Annotated in this window: 26 protein-coding genes; 3 read left to right on the forward strand and 23 right to left on the reverse strand. The window is 58.5% G+C overall.

Annotation, left to right across the window (positions count from 1 at the left end; genetic code table 11):
- Positions 1–29: 29 nt before the first annotated feature.
- From ACSQ3N_RS26430 to ACSQ3N_RS26485, 12 genes are all read right to left on the reverse strand, one after another.
- Entirely contained in the window at positions 30–1,538 is a 1,509-nt protein-coding gene (locus ACSQ3N_RS26430) for an RCC1 domain-containing protein (protein WP_436137105.1), read from the reverse strand.
- Between the two features lie 31 nt (positions 1,539–1,569).
- Positions 1,570–1,992, reverse strand: coding sequence for a hypothetical protein (locus tag ACSQ3N_RS26435; protein WP_436137106.1), 423 nt, complete (start codon positions 1,990–1,992; stop codon positions 1,570–1,572).
- A 14-nt stretch (positions 1,993–2,006) separates the two neighbouring features.
- Positions 2,007–2,210 carry a hypothetical protein gene (locus tag ACSQ3N_RS26440; protein WP_436137107.1) on the reverse strand — a complete coding sequence of 68 codons (204 nt, stop codon included), beginning with the start codon at positions 2,208–2,210 and terminating at the stop codon, positions 2,007–2,009.
- 59 nt (positions 2,211–2,269) lie between these two features.
- Positions 2,270–2,758, reverse strand: a complete 489-nt coding sequence (locus ACSQ3N_RS26445; protein WP_436148020.1) for a hypothetical protein — start codon at positions 2,756–2,758, stop codon at positions 2,270–2,272.
- Between the two features lie 16 nt (positions 2,759–2,774).
- A complete protein-coding gene (locus ACSQ3N_RS26450) occupies positions 2,775–3,131 on the reverse strand; it encodes a hypothetical protein (RefSeq protein ID WP_436137109.1) in 357 nt (118 codons plus the stop codon).
- Positions 3,124–3,879, reverse strand: coding sequence for a hypothetical protein (locus ACSQ3N_RS26455; RefSeq protein WP_436137110.1), 756 nt, complete (start codon positions 3,877–3,879; stop codon positions 3,124–3,126). Before ACSQ3N_RS26455 ends, ACSQ3N_RS26450 begins: the two co-directional genes overlap by 8 nt.
- A 9-nt stretch (positions 3,880–3,888) precedes the next feature.
- Positions 3,889–5,358, reverse strand: a complete 1,470-nt coding sequence (locus ACSQ3N_RS26460) for a type II secretion system protein GspD (protein ID WP_436137111.1) — start codon at positions 5,356–5,358, stop codon at positions 3,889–3,891.
- The gene (locus ACSQ3N_RS26465; protein WP_436137112.1) at positions 5,355–5,732 is read right to left on the reverse strand and encodes a hypothetical protein; all 378 of its coding nucleotides are present in this window, start codon (positions 5,730–5,732) and stop codon (positions 5,355–5,357) included. Before ACSQ3N_RS26465 ends, ACSQ3N_RS26460 begins: the two co-directional genes overlap by 4 nt.
- A gap of 327 nt (positions 5,733–6,059) precedes the next feature.
- Complete coding sequence (locus ACSQ3N_RS26470) at positions 6,060–6,890, reverse strand: hypothetical protein (RefSeq protein ID WP_436137113.1); 831 nt, start codon at positions 6,888–6,890, stop codon at positions 6,060–6,062.
- Between the two features lie 12 nt (positions 6,891–6,902).
- Complete coding sequence (locus ACSQ3N_RS26475; RefSeq protein WP_436137114.1) at positions 6,903–7,427, reverse strand: ProQ/FINO family protein; 525 nt, start codon at positions 7,425–7,427, stop codon at positions 6,903–6,905.
- Positions 7,424–8,758, reverse strand: a complete 1,335-nt coding sequence (locus ACSQ3N_RS26480) for a type II toxin-antitoxin system HipA family toxin (protein WP_436137115.1) — start codon at positions 8,756–8,758, stop codon at positions 7,424–7,426. The genes ACSQ3N_RS26475 and ACSQ3N_RS26480 overlap by 4 nt, the downstream gene beginning before the upstream one ends.
- A gap of 2 nt (positions 8,759–8,760) precedes the next feature.
- Positions 8,761–9,051 (reverse strand): helix-turn-helix domain-containing protein, encoded by a 291-nt coding sequence (locus ACSQ3N_RS26485; RefSeq protein WP_436137116.1) that lies wholly within the window; start codon positions 9,049–9,051, stop codon positions 8,761–8,763.
- Between the two features lie 320 nt (positions 9,052–9,371).
- On the opposite strand from ACSQ3N_RS26485, the gene ACSQ3N_RS26490 reads away from it, so the two are divergent.
- Genes ACSQ3N_RS26490 through ACSQ3N_RS26500 form a run of 3 tightly spaced genes read left to right on the forward strand, consistent with a single transcriptional unit; the run spans position 9,372 to position 11,685 of the window.
- Positions 9,372–10,331 carry a hypothetical protein gene (locus ACSQ3N_RS26490; RefSeq protein WP_436137117.1) on the forward strand — a complete coding sequence of 320 codons (960 nt, stop codon included), beginning with the start codon at positions 9,372–9,374 and terminating at the stop codon, positions 10,329–10,331.
- Positions 10,332–10,340: 9 nt separating this feature from the next.
- Complete coding sequence (locus tag ACSQ3N_RS26495; protein WP_436137118.1) at positions 10,341–11,435, forward strand: hypothetical protein; 1,095 nt, start codon at positions 10,341–10,343, stop codon at positions 11,433–11,435.
- A 16-nt stretch (positions 11,436–11,451) separates the two neighbouring features.
- Positions 11,452–11,685: a hypothetical protein gene (locus ACSQ3N_RS26500; RefSeq protein ID WP_436137119.1), complete on the forward strand. Its 234-nt coding sequence runs from the start codon at positions 11,452–11,454 to the stop codon at positions 11,683–11,685.
- Between the two features lie 254 nt (positions 11,686–11,939).
- On the opposite strand, the gene ACSQ3N_RS26505 is transcribed toward ACSQ3N_RS26500, so the two are convergent.
- From ACSQ3N_RS26505 to ACSQ3N_RS26555, 11 genes are all read right to left on the reverse strand, one after another.
- Entirely contained in the window at positions 11,940–12,443 is a 504-nt protein-coding gene (locus ACSQ3N_RS26505) for a hypothetical protein (RefSeq protein ID WP_436137120.1), read from the reverse strand.
- 38 nt (positions 12,444–12,481) lie between these two features.
- Complete coding sequence (locus tag ACSQ3N_RS26510) at positions 12,482–12,946, reverse strand: hypothetical protein (RefSeq protein ID WP_436137121.1); 465 nt, start codon at positions 12,944–12,946, stop codon at positions 12,482–12,484.
- A gap of 46 nt (positions 12,947–12,992) precedes the next feature.
- A complete protein-coding gene (locus ACSQ3N_RS26515; RefSeq protein ID WP_436137122.1) occupies positions 12,993–14,045 on the reverse strand; it encodes a dienelactone hydrolase family protein in 1,053 nt (350 codons plus the stop codon).
- 886 nt (positions 14,046–14,931) lie between these two features.
- The gene (locus ACSQ3N_RS26520; RefSeq protein ID WP_436148021.1) at positions 14,932–15,216 is read right to left on the reverse strand and encodes a hypothetical protein; all 285 of its coding nucleotides are present in this window, start codon (positions 15,214–15,216) and stop codon (positions 14,932–14,934) included.
- A gap of 122 nt (positions 15,217–15,338) precedes the next feature.
- Positions 15,339–16,637: an ATP-binding protein gene (locus ACSQ3N_RS26525; RefSeq protein ID WP_436137124.1), complete on the reverse strand. Its 1,299-nt coding sequence runs from the start codon at positions 16,635–16,637 to the stop codon at positions 15,339–15,341.
- Positions 16,638–16,801: 164 nt separating this feature from the next.
- Positions 16,802–17,425: a hypothetical protein gene (locus tag ACSQ3N_RS26530; protein ID WP_436137125.1), complete on the reverse strand. Its 624-nt coding sequence runs from the start codon at positions 17,423–17,425 to the stop codon at positions 16,802–16,804.
- Between the two features lie 149 nt (positions 17,426–17,574).
- Positions 17,575–18,237, reverse strand: a complete 663-nt coding sequence (locus ACSQ3N_RS26535) for a hypothetical protein (protein WP_436148022.1) — start codon at positions 18,235–18,237, stop codon at positions 17,575–17,577.
- An 80-nt stretch (positions 18,238–18,317) separates the two neighbouring features.
- Positions 18,318–18,815, reverse strand: a complete 498-nt coding sequence (locus ACSQ3N_RS26540) for a hypothetical protein (RefSeq protein ID WP_436137127.1) — start codon at positions 18,813–18,815, stop codon at positions 18,318–18,320.
- Between the two features lie 21 nt (positions 18,816–18,836).
- A complete protein-coding gene (locus tag ACSQ3N_RS26545; protein WP_436137128.1) occupies positions 18,837–19,034 on the reverse strand; it encodes a hypothetical protein in 198 nt (65 codons plus the stop codon).
- A gap of 15 nt (positions 19,035–19,049) precedes the next feature.
- Entirely contained in the window at positions 19,050–19,787 is a 738-nt protein-coding gene (locus ACSQ3N_RS26550; RefSeq protein WP_436137129.1) for an adenylosuccinate synthase, read from the reverse strand.
- Positions 19,784–20,005 (reverse strand): hypothetical protein, encoded by a 222-nt coding sequence (locus ACSQ3N_RS26555; RefSeq protein WP_436137130.1) that lies wholly within the window; start codon positions 20,003–20,005, stop codon positions 19,784–19,786. Before ACSQ3N_RS26555 ends, ACSQ3N_RS26550 begins: the two co-directional genes overlap by 4 nt.
- Positions 20,006–20,011 lie beyond the last annotated feature (6 nt).

Here is a 20,011-nt window from a genome sequence, read left to right on the forward strand (position 1 = left end):
GCTCTAATCTGGTTTGAGGTGGTTAATGTTTAGCGGCCTGCTTTGATGTTCACGGGAACACCAGAGGCGTTGTTGGAGCCGTCGCCCAGCTGACCGTTGTTGTTCCATCCCCAGCACTTGACCGCACTGTTCACGACTGCGCAGGAGAAGACGGTGCCTGCTGACACCTGGGTAACGCCGGTTGCCAAGCCAAGCACCTGCACCGGCACCGCGGAAGGGGCCGTCGAGCCATCACCCAGTTGCCCGTAGTGATTGAAGCCCCAGCATTTGGCCGCGCCTGACGCTACGGCGCAGGTAAGAGAGCCACCCGGAGAAACGCTGCTCACGCCGGTGCTCAGTCCCGCAACTGCGACGGGCGTGCTGGAGCTATTTGTAGATCCATCACCGAGCTGGCCGTGGCCGTTTAATCCCCAGCATTTCGCAGCACCCGAGACAACTGCACAGCTGTGAGATGAGCCCGCCACAAGGCTCGAAACTCCCGAAGTCAAGCCGGCTACTTGTTTTGGCACGTTGGAGTCTTGCGTCGTGCCGTCACCGAGGTTGCCGTTGAAGTTCGAGCCCCAGCATTTGGCGCTCCCGCCTACTGTCGCGCACGCATGCGCCGAAGAAGCGGAAATACTGGTGACCCCCGCATCCAGGCCAGCCACCTGCACTGGCACGTTGGAGTTGGCCGATGTTCCATCGCCCAACTGACCGCTCGCATTGCTACCCCAGCACTTCGCGGAGCCCGAAGTGGTCGCTGCACATGCGAAACCGTGCCCTGCAGACACACTGGCAACACCCGAAGCAAGACCTACTACCTGCGCAGGCAAAAGCGATACGCCGGTTGTGCCGTTCCCCACCTGACCGAAGCTGTTGTTCCCCCAACATTTCGCGGCGCCCGCCACGACCGCGCAGGTCGTGTTGCCACTTACTGAGATGCTGCTCACGCCAGCACTGAGTCCAACCACCGGCACAGGTACGTTGGAGTTGGTAGTTGTCCCGTCACCCAGCTGGCCAAAGCTGTTTGTGCCCCAGCATTTGGCCGCTCCAGAAGTCGTTACTGCGCAGGCATGGGAGTTCAGCGTCATCGCATATGAGGTTGCGATCTGAACCACCTGTAGAACTGCCTCACCTACCTTGAGGGTGTAGACCTGTTGCCCTGTTTTCATTTCATAGGTGCCCACCACCGTAAAGCTCGCGCCCTGTGCCGTGGTCTTTGCGGTGGGAGTGCCTGCCAATTGACCATCGCTGCTCAGCGAAATCCCGGATGGAACCGATCCTCCGCCGAGGGCGTATTGGACAGAGGTGATGCCGGGCCCGCCCGTCACGTGCGTGTACGTCTTAAGGTCAAAGATGAACGCCTTGCCTTCCACCGCATCCGGCAGGGTACCGGCATCAAGTTTGATCGATGGCTCAGTGTCTACGTCGCCAGTTTTGTTCTTCAGACCGGGGACCGGCTTGATAACCCAGTAATTCTGGCCAGCGGCGGGAAGCGCAGCACAAAGAACGGTTGCAGCCGCCAGAAGTGCCAAACAATTTTTAATAGGAATTTTCATTTTTGAATGGCTCAGCCGGACTGCTGACTATTTATTGGGTGCAGCAACCTGCAAAATTGGCGGAAACGGTAGAACAAGAAGGAACTGGCCCTGTAATACCCATTTTCTTGTTTACTTCCGTGCACGTTTGAAGTTTTGCCGAGTCCGTGCCCGCAATCGGATACGCGACATACCCATTTAGGGCTGGCATCGGCACGGACGAAAGAGTCCATCCATCAGGCACAGAGGTGAGATAAATGGGAGCAAGGTCCGAGATGCTCACAGAGGTTACGGATGGGTTGTCCGCAATGTACATTTCAAAGGCGGCAGCAATTTGTTGAGACTGATTGATAAGGCCTGCCGTGTCAGCCTGTTTTTTGCCATCAGCCATGGCATCCCCACCATAATAAAATGATGCAGCAACTAAGGCGACCACCAGAACAATACTCACGACCGCAATAATCAAACTAAACATGTTTCAATCCCAACTTATCGCACCGTCAAGTGCTTGAGCAGCCACTTGGCAGGTTGATATTTATAAGCCGCAAAACTGATTACCGTACCCAAGCCCCAGAACACCACTGCGACCCAATCCCCTGTGATCAAGTACCAAATAGTCATCAGGCCAGAAATGACGGCGAGTAAACCGTCCATGAATCTGGCGTAGTGCTGGGCTTTATTGAACTTACTCATCAGAACGACCTTTATGCCCACGCCGCAGAGCGGCGGGGCTTGATTACCTAGATCGCGTTTTAGAACTTGAACTGGAAGACTTGTGGATCAGTGCCAGTAGCACCAGCCACGCATGCGTAGGGGAGCGTGCCCAGGGCTGCAATCACGCCGGTAGTTGCGTTCATGCCTGTTGCACCAGCGTTTTTGTTGATCTGGTCGCACAGCTTCTGATTGGAAGCGGGGGTGCCGGCCAGGTTGATGGTGATCATGCGGGGCGACGTACCTGCCACAGCGTCAACGAGAACCCAGTCATTGGTACCTTCGACGCGCGATTTGACGTTGGGAACGCCGCTCAGGTTATTGCTGGTCACCAGGTCAGCAACGCTTGCAGGGTTTGCTGGCTGAGTGGTGATGTGCATTACGGCAGCGCCGCCGATTTGCTGTGCGGCAGTAACGTACGCGGTTGCATCGGCGCTGCTACGACCTTGCGAAAGGGCATCGCCGCCGTAGTACATAGTCGCAGCTGCGAGGGCAACCACCAGAGCAATCGAAACGATAGAAATAATCAAGCTAAACATATTTTCCTCAGACAGGTTCCAGAATAAAAAACACGCCGGGTTTAGCGCAACCGCTCCCAGCACAAAACTCCGCCAGCTTGTAACCGGCACAGCGGCCGATAACAATTGACGAAGACTTCACGCGATCCTGCATCAAATCAGTAGTAGGCTGATATGACACGATTGCATGATCGTGGGCCCGAATGGCAGACTTAATGCCATAGGCCTCAAATTCCTTAACGCATTGCGAAGCTAGTATTTCCTTGGACTGCGCTTTTCCCACGGAGCTCGCAGCGTAAATAAAAAAGGCAGAAGTCAGCAGCAAAAAAGCTGAGGCGATTGCAAAGGCAACGGCAATTCGAATGTTCACCGCACGCTCAATCATTGGCGCCCCCCTTCTTCGGCGACGCGGCAGACCCAGTTGCCTGCGCCCAGGACCAGCGGCCCTGCCCGTACTTGATGTAAGACAGATAACCGCCGTTGGTCGTCAACTTTTGAATGGCAATATCAAGCTGCGTGCTTGGCAGATTGGTTATGTCGGTTCTGTAAGAGGGGTTAATTGCAGCAAACCGATGCGTATAGCGTCCCGCGTCAAGGGCCGACCCTTTGAGGAAATACACCCCCCCTGCGACGCTGAACACGACGGCGCTCGTCACGAGTAGCGCTGTCATTGCGCTACGGATAGCGCGTGCTGTTCCGTAGAAAGGCGCCAGTGGCTTGCCCAAGAAGAGCGACCCGATACCCTCTGCAGCTTTTGCGTGGCGAATCTCATCCGGGGGGTGAATGACGGTGATCAGGTCTGTCCCTGTCTGGCGTATCGAGGCAACACGAAATTCCGTCAGTGGGACGTCGACCCGAGCGCCAGGCTCGGTTTCCAGCAACTGCAGTGCCCAAGCGGTGATGGAGCGGCCAAGACCGCCTTCCTGGACTTCGAAGATTTTTCGTCCGTTGTGGCTAACGACGTCAATGAAGCACGCGTCCTTGGCGATCACCTGTGACTCCGCGAGCCCGCGGGCATAGGCAAGCACATCCGCATGGCTCTCGGCATCCATTGCGCCCACGACGAGCAGCATTGGCAGGCGACCGAGGAATTCCTGTGCGTCGGAGGCACTTACGCTTTTGTTTCGGCGCATGGTGGCTCCTCAGCTTCCACTCTGTGGAGTGGCCTGCGCTTCGACATCTGCGCCGAAGATCGTGATGGACGGGCGAATCACGATGAAGATGGCGTGACGGTTGGTCGTCAATGCCTCGCTGCCGATTTTCGATTTCTCAAGCCCCGTCAGCGATGTGTAGCTTTCGCTGACCTGGTCGTACGAGATGCCGCCGAGCATGATGATTTGCCCAGGCCGCATGCGGCTGATGTTCTCGAATTCGAGTTCTTGGATTTCGGGCTGGCTGATCGTGCCCACGGCGTTGCCGGCGCTCAGCTCGCGGAAACGCACGAGAGAGGAGAGCTTGGCTTTGACGTTCGTGACGACAAGGTGCTCGGAAGCGTCGTATCTGGGAACAATGTCAATCTTGAGCCCCGAGTTCACCGTGCTCGTGTTGACTGAGCCTGCCACTGCACCACCTACCGCAGCGACGGCGCCGACGCTGCTGACGTAGGGGATCTGACTGCCCGAGCTGATTTTTACCGGTGCACCACTGAGTGTGCTGATGAGGACGTCTTGGTTTGTCTGGGCCTTGCCGTACTTGGAAAGCAGCTTGATAGCGGCAACCAGAGAGAACTTCGCGTCGTCGATCTTTATCCCGAAGCCCCCACCGGTCAGCGACGCAACTGAGCCAAGGACGCGCTGGGTCACCACAGCCGCAGCTGCAGCGCCGACGCCTTGTGGAGTGACAGGAATGTTCACGCCGGTCGCCACTGGCTTATCAATGCCGGAGCCCCACTTGGCCGAGAATTCGTTCCAGTCGAAGCCGTGGCCCGCATCACGGTTGAGCCGCACATCGATCACGGCGATCTGCAGAGCCACCATGGACGCGTTAGCAGCCATGCGCTGGAGGTACAAATCCACATCCCTGCTGACGGTCGAGGTCGCGTCGTACGTCACAAGCCCCGAGTCAATGTCGGCCTTGATGTTGGTAGCACCGAGCCCGCCCATGGCCACAGGAATACGCTCCATCAGCTCCCTGTTCTGAGGGACCGTCACCATGTATCGAACGCCCTGCCGTACGAGCAGCACTCCATCAATGAATTCGTAGTCGAGGTCGTGGACGAGCGCGAAGGAGTCGAGGAACTCAGCTACGGTGCCATTGAAAGCGGTCATCTGGACCGTTTCATTCCGCTTCTCCTCGCTGGCCTTGAGCACGACTCGGACGCGCTGCAGCTCAATCGCACTGACCAGCTCAGCCAACGTTGCCTTGGCGCTGAGCGAGAACTTCAGGGGCATCTGCGCCACGCTGCTCGGCAAAGGCGCCCTCTTGCGCACACTCTTTCCGGTCTCAGCACGCACGTACTGGACTGCAGGCAAGCTGGCCCACTTCGATTCCATCTCACTGGTCACTTCACTGCGGACTGGAAGCTTGTCTACGGAATCAGGAAATGCCGCGCATCCAGCCAACACACCGGCGAGTGATAGCAGTGGCAGCAGTCGGAAAGAAGCGACTTTCATTTGCCACCCCCTGCAATCTTGGGCAGCGTGAGGGTGGATGCCTCGGCGGGCCGTTTGCGAACGACGCCTTCATAGACGTAGATCTCGAAGTCGTTCATCACCCCCAGGACGCGTTCTTGCTCCTTCACCAGCTCGGTCGAGGTTTTGGCGATGACGAAGGAGCCAGGCGCGCTGCCCTTCGATGGGAGGGGCAGAGGCAGGGGATCACTAAGCTTGATCCCGCTGTCTGGAGGCTTTACCGAATCATTCGATTTGCCGATCTTTTCGATGGCGCTGGCGAGCGATGCCTCAAGCCGCGCAATGCGACTTTCTTGCTCGGCCGAAACACTGGGAACTGCAGCAGCCGGGGGTGCAAATACGTCTGCCGCCTGCACGGTGGAGCAAACGAAGAAGCTGCATGCGCAAGTTATTGCGCATCGCAAATCGAAAAGCAGTGAAGAAGAAAGCACTTGGTGACCGGTCTTTGAAGCAATCGATTGATGAACCAAAAAAGGCTCACCACCTATGCACAAAGTGTTACCGGCGCACCCGCTTCAAACAGGGCTGAAAAGCACGCTAAAACTGAACGTTATGAGAAAAGTGCTGTAAATCGGCCTTATGAAGCGCCTCTCGCGATGAGGCGCAGCTACATCTCATCGCTGTTCAGTCGAGCCCACTTCACATCAGTCAGGAGTAGATATCGTGCGTCCCAGCGGCTCACCTCATCGCGCTGCGCGAATCAAGCGCATCTGCAGATAGACACCAAGACCTCTACCTGGGCCGAGCTTTCTCCATCGCGCGAACTCCAGTGGTCGCACCATCCCCATGAGCTTCGCAAGGGCGCGCCAGCAGGGTTTGTGGCTCCACTGAAGCCCCAATCTGCCGACCAGATCTTGGGTGAGCCCCCGAAACGGAAGCACCTGCACGGGATGAGTTTCGCTGCGGATGGCAACCGCCCACGGGAAAAACGGAACTGGACTAGCCACAAAACCTTCGATGACCGGAAACGGCATCTCATGAACAGGCGCCCGCCTGTGCACGCCTGCAAGACGATGCAACTGCGTCCGGTTCTTTCCTTCGCCGGCCAGGAACAAGGGAAAACCACTCCAAAAGCTGGTGTACCCCTCGGGGTCCCATTCATTCGCATCCCGCGCTTCAAACTTCAATTTCTTCATGGGGGCGGAGGGTGTGTCTCTGTATGACTCCTTGCGCACCCATCCCAGAACTGCCCATGGCGGGATAGTCATCATCTGATCGCCGCCGTTTCCGAACTTCGAACGAAACTCCACGCCGAGAAGCATGAAAACGAAGCGATCCGCGAAATGCGGGCCCTCTTGGTGGGATGTTCCTTTGAAGTGCTCAAGCGCCAGCCCGTGACGCCTCAGCACGGCGTTGATCCACTCTTCGTTGCCTCCCTCGCCTTGCCAACGGAAGGCGTGGTCCAGTGCGTCTTTGAGCGTGGTGATCTGGGTCAGCAGGGGTTTCCAGCCTGGGTCGATGAACGCACGCGGGTCAGGAGATCCGCGAAAGGACAAAGGTGGCTCAACATTCATTCGCCGAGCTCGTCAAACCAGCGACATAAGAGCCACTTTGAACGCATTCCAGGCATCGGCTGCAACAGCTGTCTCGCCCGCAGCCTTCATCCATTTGGCCCGCTCTCGGCGGTCGAGACCATTCCACCACGCCATGCCCTCTTCCCCATCGACGTCGGACACTGATGGTGCGTCATCACGTTTCAAAACCGCCTGCAGCTTCTCCAGCGCATAGGCGACGTTGGCCTCCGTGATGACTCGCGCGATTTCGGGAATTCCCTTCACGCCGTGACGTGGAACCCCTTCCTTCGCGGCCTCCAGGTATCCAACCCTGCGCACATGCCATCCCAGGAACAAGCGGATTTTGGCGCGCGTCAGGAGTGAGCCCCGGCGCTCAGCGTCGATGGCCAGGGCCTTGTCGATGCCTACCTTGAGCGGCACGAACACACCGGGGCCGAACAGGTGCGGCCAGAGCGTGGCTACCTCTCGCGCTACGGCTGTTTCCTCCACGGCGACGGTCGCTTTGGTCGAGGCTTCGGGCTTTTCTATGACGGTCATGGCTTTTCTCCGGAAATCTTGCTGGCGCGCTTGCGCAGTGAGGCGATGGCTGGCGTGGCTTCGAAGTGCTTGAGCAAGCGGCTTTTCTGCTCGTCCAAGAGTGTTGACGCGGCGATCATGTCGGGCCAAGCATCGAAAGCCTTGCGTACTGTCTCTCTGAGCAGGGCGTTCACCTTCGGCTCCAGCAGACCCGGAACCTCGTTGCAGAGCTGTCGAATCACCTGGGGTGTGACTCGCGCATGTTTTGGCCCAGCCGACGCAAACCGAAGTGCGTGCCCCCGGCCCGCCAGGTACGCGGCGTACGCCACCACGTCATAGGCGGGTGACAGCTCGGGCGTCCGGCCATCGCGGTAGATCAGCCCGTGGTTCTTGAGGTGTGCGTCGTAGTTGCCCAGCAAGTCGTTGACCACGATGCGGCGCAGCATCTCGTGCGCAGCGTCCATGCCCAGCCCCGGCGTTTGCACCAGAACCCGCAGCACGGCTGCATAGCTCGCCAGCGGGTGGCTGTATTTGAGCTCTGGCCGCACTCCGAAAATCTGGGCGAAGTCCTCGCAATGGATGTGCGCCGACTCGGTGCGGTCAAAGCGTTTCACCGCAAGGAACTGCCGCCCTTCCCCCAGCACGAACGGCTGGTCGGCCTCGATGTTCTCCAGCGGCGCCAGCTCCACCTCGCACACGTTCACACCGGCCACCGCAGCCAGGCGCATGGACAGTTCCTCCACTTGGGGAAGCAGCGGGTATTCCACCGTTGGAAGCTTGGCAATGATGTGGATGCCTCGTGCGTTCTTTGTCCGAGCGACGTACCGCCCGCCTGACTGCACGAGGGAGAGCTTGGGTTGCACGCCAGACAGGGACGTTGCTTCGGGCAGCGGTATCGGCGTCACCGTCATCTCCAGCGCATCGTTGTCCTGCGTGACCACCTTGGCCACGCTCTTGTTGTCCAACGGGGCTTGCTCCACGTACACCGCGCCGGGGAGATCCGTGCCGCACAGGCTGAGCAGGCCGAAGTCGTCACCCTTGTCGAGGTGGCCGATCTGCTCCAGGTGGCGCCGCAGCGGCCCCTCTGGCAGCAGGTTCAGGAAGAACGGCGGCAGCTGGTCACCCTCCCCGTTGAAGAATGGCTGGGCCGTGTACTCCGCCAAGAAGGCAGCGCGGGCCTGCGGATCTGCCACCAGTGCGTTTTGAGAGAACACTGGGGCTTCGTTGTCGTTCCAGAACTGGGGCTCGGGCACAAGGCGGGTGATGGCGTTTGGCCCCGTGCCGTACTGGAATAGGAGCCCCACAAGACGCTTTTGCGGCCCAAGGAAGACGTTCACAGCGCGGTACTGCATATCTATCCCCTTCCGAGGCCGAGACGGCGTTCCACGTCGGTTAGCACAGCGCGCTCGGCGCGGGGAGCTTGTGTCAGCGAATGGGCCGCTTCCTTGGGCAACAGGACCAGTTCCAGCCCCAGCTCCGAGGCGAGGGCCATGGCATTGGTCAAGCGGGGAGCTGCTTGGCCGGAAAGGATCTGCCGGACAGCCTGCGGAGTGAGCCCTGTGCGCTCAGCAAGCGCGTTGGCGGTGATCTTCCGCGCCTTCTGCGCTTCTGTCATCGCTGCGGCAAATGCGCTGAGTGTTTGCATAGATAGTTAACTGTCGTTTTTAGAGAAAACAATAGTTTTATATAACAAGATTTGTTGCACAGTCAACAAAAGGTTGACTAACGATTTTCACAAAAACGACAGTTAACTTACCACGCAACACCCGAGCCCCATATGACACCCGCGTATTGAATCTGCATAGGCCACGCACCCAACTGAACCCGTACACCGTCTCAAACCCGTGGTCAAATTCCGCTATGGACTTAAACGCTCAGGTCAGTACAGGATGCCGGCGAGGCGAGGTTTGCGGCCTGGACAGCAGCCACGCAGGCTACCCAGCGCTGGCGCAGTCTTTCTGGGAAATGCTGGCCACCCTCGACCCGCATTTGCGCGCGCCTGCAGGTGACACCATCGGGTCGATGACTGGTGATCGCCTGCATGTCCAGTGGTGGTGTGACCCCACTGGTAAGTGGTTTGCCGCTCAGGTGATGGACGCAGCAACACAAGGGGTGTGGGAAGCTTTCCTCTTGCCGGCTAGCACCGGACAGCCTCTGGTGGGGCGCCGCCTGTGCATGGGCGACACGCCAGCGAGCGACGCCCTGGATGAGCTGTGGATGGACGTCTTCGCGGGCTTGCTATCGGAAACGCACCCCGCCGCCCGATATCCCACGTTTTCCGAGCTGGTGGCCGCTGGGAGCAACCCCGCTGGTGTCACTGCAGTTCGAGAGGAAACCACCCTGCTCGCACGGCTGCAAGCCGACGTGGAGTATTGGAAGCACCTGGCTAAATCGCTCAGCAAGGCCGCAATTGCCGCAGAGAGCACCTACTCCCCTCCCCCTGCATTCCTGGCGCCGCCTGCACCGCCTGACTCGGCCGGAGCCCCCCGGCAGTGGCAGCTGAAGGACATAGCAGAGTGGGCCCAAGCGAACGAACATCGCATCGTCATCATGCAACGGGCGATTTCGGCCACAAAGCGCAGCACCTTTGAGCAACCCGCCCTGCTCTACGAATGCCTGGAGCTGCTGGCCAACGAGTACACCCAGGTGAAAACTGGCAAGGCCGACCGAAATGCCTTCAGGGACAAGGCCCGCTCAATTGGTATCGACTTTGGGGGTTCCGTTGACCCGAGCGTTGCCGGCGAAATGGGTGAGCTGTACTTCGTTCGCAGGGGAGGAAGGCGCAGATTTCTGGATCAGCACCTCATCAAGGGAAATGCCCGAGATCCACGCTTTTGCATGAGGGTGTACTTTTGCTACGACGAGGAGGAGCAAAAGGTCATCGTCGGGCACATGCCTTCCCACCTCCCTACCAGTTACACGTAAGGCACGGTCATGGCGTCGAAGCTCACAAAGGACCAGAAGCGAGAAAAGAAAAAACGCGAGGAGCGCAAGCTACAACTGCGCCGCGCCCATGAAGAGAACCGGCACAACAAGAAATTCAGCGGTCTGTTGATGACCCTCACCAACGCCCTGGAAGGGGTGGCTCAGCAACAGGATCTGGATGAAGCGGTGTTGCGAGTTGGTGGTGGGCAAAGCGTGGCCGTGAGTGAGAGGGAATCACGCTTCCAAAGCCCCGAGTGGGCAGAGATCAAGCAACGCACTTCTCGCATGGTGGCCCTCCTTCGCGAGGACGCGGAAAGTGACTGCGCGGGCTTGGGTCTCCAGGGGCGGGTGTTCTTGAACGGAGACGGGGGAACACGCTTTTCGTCATCCCCATTTCCTCTGTTCGCGATGCTCTCGTCCTATTGGCTCCCGGATGAGGTCGTTCACAAGTTGGCAAAGGAGCTCGACCCCGAGCCCAGTCAAGGTGCCTACTTTTTCGGGGTCGAGGTGAGGGACCTGGCTGTCCACTTTGCCATTGCTTCCACCACCGATGCCAAGGATGAGCCCGAAGCGTTCTACGTAACGCCAAAGGGCTGGCACCGTCTTGACACCCGCATCTGGCGCAATGACCTGTGGCCCGGCCTCGGCCATCTTCTCATCGCTCATCGAATAGCCAGGGGCACCAGCTTCACTGAAATGGCCATAGCAAGCCTGATGGAGGCTGCGCAGCGCGCCAACGATGATGAAGAGGCGGAAAAGTCTGAACCCATTTTGGACGAAAGCACCAGGGGCTCCATCAGGTCCTTGGGCGCGGATCTGCTCTTCGAAACTGAAGTCCTGCTGTCAGCAGCAGAAGCAGCCCGTGCGAGAAAACATCAGGACGCCCTTACCTACGAATGGAATGAGGGATTCGAGGCCCGTCAGGGTGAGATAGATGCCCTGGAGGAGCGGTACCGGGCGCTGGAGCAAGAAAACCAGACCCTCCGTCGCGTCTTCTTGCAATCGAAGCAAAACCCCGTGGCGGCAGAGCACCTGGAGCCAGCGGCACGGACGATACCTGCAAAGAGCCTTCAGGAGCGCATGGGTGCCCTCTTGGGGCTTTGACCAAGGCACCATAGTCATGCCAACGAAGACGCGAACGGCGCTGATGATGGAATACGGCGAACTGTCGAAGGACTTCAGTTTTCCGGATGAGATCGAATGCGCCTTGGAGCGCGACTACGCGGCCAATCCAGTTTTATATGACCTGGGGGCCCTGAAGAGCGTGTCGTTGGTCTTACTTATTGCGTCCGAAATTTCAGCGCAGGAAGTTCTCGACCACGTGCGCGCGTATAGACAGTGGAGCATCACATAGCCGTAGCGCGGAGGGTTGAGCCCCACAGATTTACTGAGCCTTGACAGCACAGTCTGCGGAACCGATTCCCACGTCAAAAGCCGAAAGTTAAAGACGGCGCAGGCGGGAGAAAGCCGAGTTCTTCAACAAGCAGCGATCTCATACACGTTCCGCCGCAAGGAGAGCTTGAGGATGAGGCTATGCGCGAACTGGGCTACTGAGAAGTCATCGCCTTACTCAACTCTTGGTGCGATCATCGGCGCACCAAGTCCAATTCACGTCTGAGCATTGGCGCCGTCCCCCGATTTTTTCGCGAAGCGTCGGATGAGGGCCTCGAAGATCTTTGCCTCAGCCTCGGTAAATTGAACCTCATCACCTCTGCCCGCAGCCTTTAGCTTCTTCCGCAGCCTCAACAGCAAGTAGGTCAGGTAACCCAACCCACCGCTCATGCCTAGGCCTGCAACGACGGGAACGACGATGGGAGTGGCGGGCAGGATTCCCGCCGACATCAAGATCCCCGTGAGCCCGCTTGCCCCTAGGGTGGTTCCGAAGTATCCCGCGCTCCCAATGATTGCGCTCGCAACGCCCGTTACGGTCAGCACCCCTGCACCAAGCACTGCGCTTGTGCCAGCAACCAGGGAATAGATTGCAGCCGAACTCAGATATGTGCCCGCCACATACCCACCAGCACTGGTAACGATCAATCCACCAGCAGCGTGGGGAACCAGACTGCCGCCCACTTTAAGGGCTGCAATGACAGCAATGAGGGGCAACGGCATTCACATTCCTTCCTTTAGTTTTTCTTTAGTCCTGAAGGCTACTGCGTGTTTTTAGCTTTGCCCGCTGTAAGGACGGCAAGCTCTTCAGAGATTGGTTCCCGTGTGCGAAACAGGTGGGTAATGTCCTCCCCGTGCCCGTGCTGACCCTTGTCGATGTAGACCATGCCGGATGGTCCGCGCAGGGAAAGCAAAGTCTCTTTTCTGAAGAGCAAAACCTTCTCGATCTCCCCCTCCCGCACGATGGCCAGCACGAAGTCATCCATCGCATCCACCTTGTGAGCGGGGAGCTGGCACAGCCACGATTTGGCTTCAGCGTTGCGTGACTTGACCTCTACCCTGCGCTGCTCTTTGGTCATAACGTCGAAGCCCTTCATGCAGTGGCTGGCCTGCACGCCTTCAAGCACCAGGGCGACTTCTCTCTCGATGAATTCGCCGACCACGTTGGACATGGACCTGTACTTGTGCTTTGCAAGCACGCGGATGGCATCTCGGATTTCGTCCATGGCTACTCCCAGAGGGACTGGCGTGCAGTTGGCATAGGGAAGGGGCTCAGGGAATGCTCTTCAAGAATGTGATGGTGTCCAGTACGGCTTCCGCTTGGATTGCTTTTGCCTCCCCGCCGCCGCGCGAACCCGGAACTATTGCCTGGCACTCATTAGCCGCAGCAGTGAATTCCGGCCCGGTGGTCATGGACTGCTTCTTCTTGAAATCGTAGACGTTATTCCCAAGGCCGCTACCCGCCTTCATGGTCATGTACATCTCCATGTCGCAATTCTTGGCGCTGGTGGTGCGTGGATTGACCCGGTACGCGAAGTTCAACGTGTCGAAACCGTGGCGAGCGCCCTTGAATTCCTTGTATCGAATGTTGTTGCCTTTGGCGATCAGCTCGTCATACCAGCGGCGGCAAACCCCAACGTCCTGCGCTTCTTCCAAATCCCGTTCTGCCAACAAGACCAGAATAGGAGCGGTCGCTTTTTCCCTGTCGTCGGTGCGGTAGCGGATGTTGCAGTTGCCAGGGTAGAACGACACATGCCCCGCGAACTTCACCGCACTTGTGTTCACGGGGTCAGACCACGTGGGCCAGGCAGTGTCGAATGCGGTACTGCCGCCACGAGAAAAGCCGATGTTGAAAATCCGCGCCGCATCGATCTGCGGATGGGTCACCAGCATTCGCAACGCATTCATGGTGTCGGCCACGTGGGCTGGGTATGGAACCCGCTCCTGGTTCGTGTTGGTCTCTGTCACGCCCCGAGGCTTGTAGCTGTCTGCAATCAGCACCGCATAGCCCACGGCATTCAATTCCTTGGCCCAGACGTCACGCATGTTGCTCTCTACTCCACCGCTGCCATGGCTGAGCACCACTGCCGGCACCTTGGCGTCCTTGGCCATGCCCTTCGGCATCAGCAGCTCTGCGGAGATCGTTGCCGGCGTCGAACCGGCCTTGATTTGCCGCGCGTAAAGGTGCCGGTTGGGCGGACTGAAGGACTCGTATTCAAACCGGCCAGTCGTGCCGTCGCTGAGGTCGCTCAACGCAGCAGCGTGTACCTGCGCAGCAGCAGAAGCAATCGCAAGCAACCGCACAAGCGATTTGAGCGTAGTCATCGCACGATTTGTTTTCATCCCAACCCTTTTCACAAACTAGCGCAGTGAATGTAACAGTATGAATCTCCCGTTTTACACTGAGAAGATGAGAAAAAGGTGCGTAACTGACCCCCAACGTTTGAGCTACCGATGACTACCCCCGGCCGCCTTCTCGCAATCGTGTCCGTGCATCCAAATAAGACCGTCCAGTGCCAGCAGCCTGGTTGCGGCCACAAGGTGTATGCAGCGATTCACGTGGTGCAGGAAGAAGAGGATCTTCTTGTGCTGGGCTCAACATGTTTTGCCAAAAGGTACGGTGGAGCTACTGCGCTGGGAGAGGCTTTGTATGCAGGTCGAGGCGGGGGCGACAAGGGCAATCCCCTCACTGACGAAGAGCGCAACATGCTGGCGACCAACACCGCCGAGTTGATCGCGCGCTTCAAGGCAGAGCAGGAGGCCTTGATTGCGGCTGCAGCAGCTTCGCAAGCGCGGCTTCGAGTGATGCCATATCAGACAGCCGCTCAAGTTGCCCCGGTGCGACGCCCTGCCCCGCCACCGCCACCTCCTCGGCCAGAACACCCTTGGCCGTGGCAGCATCGCCAAAACACGTCGGTGGCACTATTCAGCTCACGAGAAGGTCAGTATTGGGTGCGAGTCACGCACCACAACGGCACCCACGTGCTCGTGCCATGGCCACATTTCCCGGGATGGGAAACCGCTTTGTCTCGCGTCTGCGGCATTCCTGACCTTGAGCTGAAGGGGTATGTGGTACCTGCACCTGCAATTGCCACGGCGATGAATGCGCTCCACCAGCAACTGGGGTACTCAACACCGCGGGTGACAGCCTGGCCTGGAATTCTCCGCTTGGCGCCGCAGGGTCACAGGCCTTCTTCAGACTGATCCACACCTAGTCCGCGTGCAGGTTGAACTCTTCAATCGGCTTCTCGGTGATCGCCCAGAAAATCACGGGCGAGTAGTCGAAACTCTTGACCGCTTTGCTAACGTAGCGCAGACCATCTCGGGGCTCAAACACCCCATGGGGCACACGGGGATCGTCTCCCAACCACATGCGTGCGCGTGCGTCGCAGATCTGTCCCGTTGGAAGCTCGATCCACCAGTGAAGAGTGATGTGCCCTACCCCACCCACTTCCAGCGAACCGATATGAATCACGTGCTCGATGCCCTCGCGCATCAGGAGATGGGAGAGTGAGCGTGTCAGACCATCGCACTCCAGCGGAAGGGCGTCCAACAGGTGCACTGCTCGGGCTGCTACAGCCTCGGGGCTTCTGTTCTGGTTGCGCTGGGGCTTGGGGCTCATAGTGCGGCCAGCGGCACAGCCCACATGCCTTCACCAAAGGAGAGGGCCTTGTCGCCGTCATAGAGGACGATGCCAGTGATGAAGTCCTTGGCCGTCTGGGACTGCAGCCGCCTGAGGCCCTTGAAGTCTTGGGCGCCCACGGTGGCCGCTGCCTTCGCCTCAATGCCGATGATCTGCCGCAGTGGAGACTCCATCACGAAGTCCACCTCCACCTGGTCCTTGTCTCGGTAGTGAGCCAAGTACCAGGCCTCGTCGTTCATGGCCAAGATTTTGCGCAGCTCCGCATACACCCAGGTTTCCAGGGTCGAGCCCCAGCGGTCCCGGTGTTTGATCAGCATGTCGGGGGTGAGGCGCATGAGAGTTGCCTGCAGCCCCGCGTCCAGGAAATGCAGCTTCGGCGTCTTGATCAGGCGGCCCAGCTCGTTGCGCCCCCACGCCGGCAAGCGCTGCACTAGGAACAGCTTTTCGAGAATGCCCAGGTACTTTTCCACCCTGCGGTTGTCCATCGAGAGTTGACCGCCTATCTGCGAGGCATTGAAGAGCTGACCGCAGTGCGCCGCGGCCACATCCAGCAGACGAGGGATTTGGTCCAGGTGCTCGATCTGCGCGATATCTTGGACGTCCCGCTCCACCAGGGTGCGGATATAGGACCTTGCCCACGCAGTACGCCGCGCTGCACTCAGGCGAGCCCGCATTTCAGGGTATCCGCCTGCCAAGGCGTTCAGGACGGTGTCCGACTCCCCGTTCACCGCAGGTGTCACCCATTCGCTGTTGGTAAGGGGCCAGTTCTGCTCTTGAGCACGCTGCAGGAAGTCGCTGGCGCGCCCTTGTAGCTCACTTTGCGACAGGGGGAGCAGAGTGTGGATCTCCACGCGTCCAGACAAGCTGTCAGCGATTTGGGGCAGCGCCATCAGGTTAGCTGAGCCCGTGAGGAGAAACCGGCCTGGGCGGCGGTCTTGGTCGACCGACTGCTTCAAGGCCAGCAGCAGCTGAGGCGCGCGTTGCACCTCATCAATGATCGCGCGGTCGAGCTGCTTGATGAGCCCGACCGGGTCATTCCTGGCCGCATCGAGTAAGGCTGGGTCATCCAGAGTCAAATAGGGCATGCCCTCCGATGGGACCTGCTCCGGGGCTTCAGGAACGGTAGATGCCATTCCTTGGGCGAACTGTTTTACCAGGGTGGTTTTGCCGCACTGACGAGGCCCATTCACCATCACAACGGGTGTGTCCATCAACGACAGGCTCACCCAGCCAGTGAGGTGACGATAGATCAGGTCTTGGGACGCAGCGGACATGAAGATTTGGGTGGGGAAGGATCGTCCAATTACGCATTGGTTCTTCGTCCAATTCTACAATGAACATGCGTCCAATTCAGCAATGAACCATCGTCCACAACCACATTGCTACGCGACCCAGAGACTGCTTGCAGGGCTAAAGTCCCGTAAAGTCCTGGGCCAGCCTAGTGGCCTACTCGGTCCGCCGCTCGGGCGGTTGAAAGTGGTAGCCATCCTTGCTCTGTAGAGCTCTCCCACAAGCGCGGATCGGTAACAGCCTCAAGGTACCCATTGAGCAGGCAGGCGACATAGTCCTCAACCTGGTCCAACACCTGCCGCGCAGTTTCGGCCTCCCTCCAGCCCTCATGGGGGTCATCATCCTCCAGCGCAGGGCATGACACCACAAAGCTTCCAGCGTATTCATGGGCAATATCGATTCCGTACCTGGCTGCGAGCTTGCGCGCACGTTGAAGCAGCCTACGGTCCGATGCGACGGTGTCACCGGGTACTGCCATGGGCAAGCGATTGATCACCATGTACTCACTCACCTCGCCTCGCTCCCACGGGATGAGCTGAGTCGCCCAGTCAACAGGGCCTAGTGAAACACCACACTGGTACTGTCCACCCAGGACAACGCCATAGTGGTTTGCGAAGTCAATGACGACGTGCTTTTCAGCGAAGAGGTTGACGTGTTCAACCAGCCACTTCCGCACGTGCACGCGATGCGCTGGAGGTATCAAGAAATGCTCTACCTCGCACCCGAGGGTGCGCATGGCCTGAAGGAAATGCATCGGGTAGACGCCGGTCACGCGCCTATCCCCACTTATGGAACGCAACACACGCGCCGCATGGTCTGTTGTCAGCCCCAGAACAGATGCGATGGCCGCTGGCCCGCAAAAAGTGTTTTTCCCGCGGATGGTATGCAGTCTGCGACTCACGGGGGCTCCAGTTCCAGCCTTTAGACGAGCACTGCTGGTCGAACTTTGCCAATGAGCGTAGAGAGCTTCGCAGGGTCGATGTGGTGCTCGGAACGGGACACCCCAGTAGCTACGAGGATGTGAGTCAGGGCCGGGGCATAGATATGCACGTTCTCTGGTGTCATACCGCTGGCGATAGCAAGAGCCCCGCCCTCCCCCATTGACACGATCTTCTTCGGGTCTGGAGCGTGGCCAGTGGCCTCACCGCTGGTAGTGGGGATAAAGCCAGCCTCACGCGCTTGAGCTGCGGCTCCGACAGGGTCGATTTCGTGAGGACGGTACTTGAACGCAACGCTCGCGAAAAGCTTCAACTGGGGCTCTTCCCGGGCTATGGATGCCATCGCGCGGCCATCAGCCGTCAGCCCTTGGGAGTCAACGCCCATGTCGTCCGCCCATACCATCGGGGCCCCCACTTCGATAGCCATCCTCGCTGCCTTGACGCATCGCATGGAAAGCAGATTCAACCCTATCGGGAAGCCTGCGTTTTCTTGGATGGCGGTGCGCGCGATGTCCAACAATTCGAGATCCGCGCCCTCATGCGAGATCAGGAAAACACCGGCAGCGCCACAGGCCCGCGAAACAAGAATCTCGGAGAAAGTGGTTGTCGCATCCAGGTGGTGGATCACGGGGAAGACATGGGGCATGCGTGCATTCATATTGGGGCTCTTGGAGCTGCTGGTAAACCTAAAACAGATGCGAGAGGGCCGGGAAACGTTACCCGAAATCAACCTTGGGCCTTGAGTCGCGCAATGCTTTCCTCTCGACGCCGTCTCAAAGCTTCTTGCTCAACTTCAATCTCGCGCTTGAAATGTCGGCTCAATGCCTCAGCAACGTCGCAGTTGCGCAGCTTGCTACGGGTAGCCATGAGGGTTCGAAGATAGCAGCGCCCCGCTTCGTTGAAGGAAAAGTTGTTTACGAGATCGATCCCATCCTCTTCAATCTCCGCAAGGAAATCGGCCACAAGGATGCAGCCGAAAAAGAGCGCGCATAGGCCCAAGGCACCAAGAATCGCAGCGTTAATCTGGTCCATGCGAGGTTCTGTGAATACTCCCAGAAACCCGGCAATCGACAACGAGATAAATCCTGCCCCAACGAGCACCAGGAGGAGAACTAGGCCAACAGGGAAGTTGGTGAAACCGCTAGCCTTGGCCGTCAATTTCAACAGCTCCGGGTCTGCGCGAGAAGCTGAGGCGTCGTTCGGCATGATATGTAAATTCGTCATTTTTCTCCTTCAAAACTTTGCTCAGGCAACTAAAAGTGCAGCAACCAGCAATACGACAAGTGCCATCACGATGGGCACCCACAACCAGGTAGGCATCCGCCAAAAATATCGACGGTCAGTGGAGACGAACCGCAGATTGCGCTGCAGCCTCTGCAGCTTCCGTTCCTCATCCGCCTGCTTCAGTTCGGCCGCAGGATCGCGACCAGATCTCTCGTACATATTCGTTCTCTCGATTCAAATTTCAGTGATGCGGAGCCTTGGGAGCGTGCGGGTCGACAGGGCGGCTTCCAGCGCTGGTAGGGAGCCGTGAGCTGCGCGATATCGGCCTAGCTCATCGGTCAGCTCATGAACTTGGTGCAGTAGATCTCCAGACTTGTTTTTGGCAACACGCAGCTCATTGACGAGGTCATTGACGCGGAACGCCAAGCGGTTGCGCTCTTTGCCTAGATCGATGAACTTCTCAGCGTCTTTGACCCGGTCGAACATGCGCACCACCAGGAAAAACTCGCGTGCCGTGTCCGACTCATGGCGCATCGCTGCGAGCCGCTCCTCCTGGAGCTTGTAATCGGAGCCCGTATACGCACCAACGAGTGTTTTCAGGTGTCCACGTGCATTAACCTCGACAAGGCCCCACTTTGGAGGCAGTTCCTCAGGTGCTATGAGGCCTTCAGGGGCGAGGTAATAGCGCCAGTTACCAACTCCGCCCATTTGGCGATGGGGCTTCAGCTTGTCTGCGAGGAAATCGGCCCTGGTGACCTTGCACTCGACAAGGACCGTGCCATCACCGGCCGTACCAGCGGCTCTGTAGCCCAGGGCGTCAGGCACTTCACCAGTCCAGCCAGTGCGGCATTCGTCAATCGCAACGCTGCAGCCATGACCTCCACGCGATGACGGGCGCTTGAGCCAGCCAACCGCCAGCTTGCACAGTTCGGCATGCTTGAACGGGGCTTTCACTGGAGCCTTGTTGATCATCCTCGGGCTTGCGCAAGGATTTTTTCAAACGGATTCACCGAGCCGCTGCCCGCGCCGTCCACAACGACAACGTTCAAGCTGAGTTCGTTGATGTAGAGGATGTCGCCCTGGATTGCGACGCCTGACATGAGGCCCAGTTGCAGTGCTGATTCCAGCTCGTCTGCATCGGCGTCCATCTGGGTGAGTTCGGCGCGGGTAACTTCAACTGTGATTTTCATGATGCT

Source organism: Acidovorax sp. LjRoot194 (genome assembly GCF_964253015.1).
Lineage (GTDB): Bacteria > Pseudomonadota > Gammaproteobacteria > Burkholderiales > Burkholderiaceae_C > Acidovorax.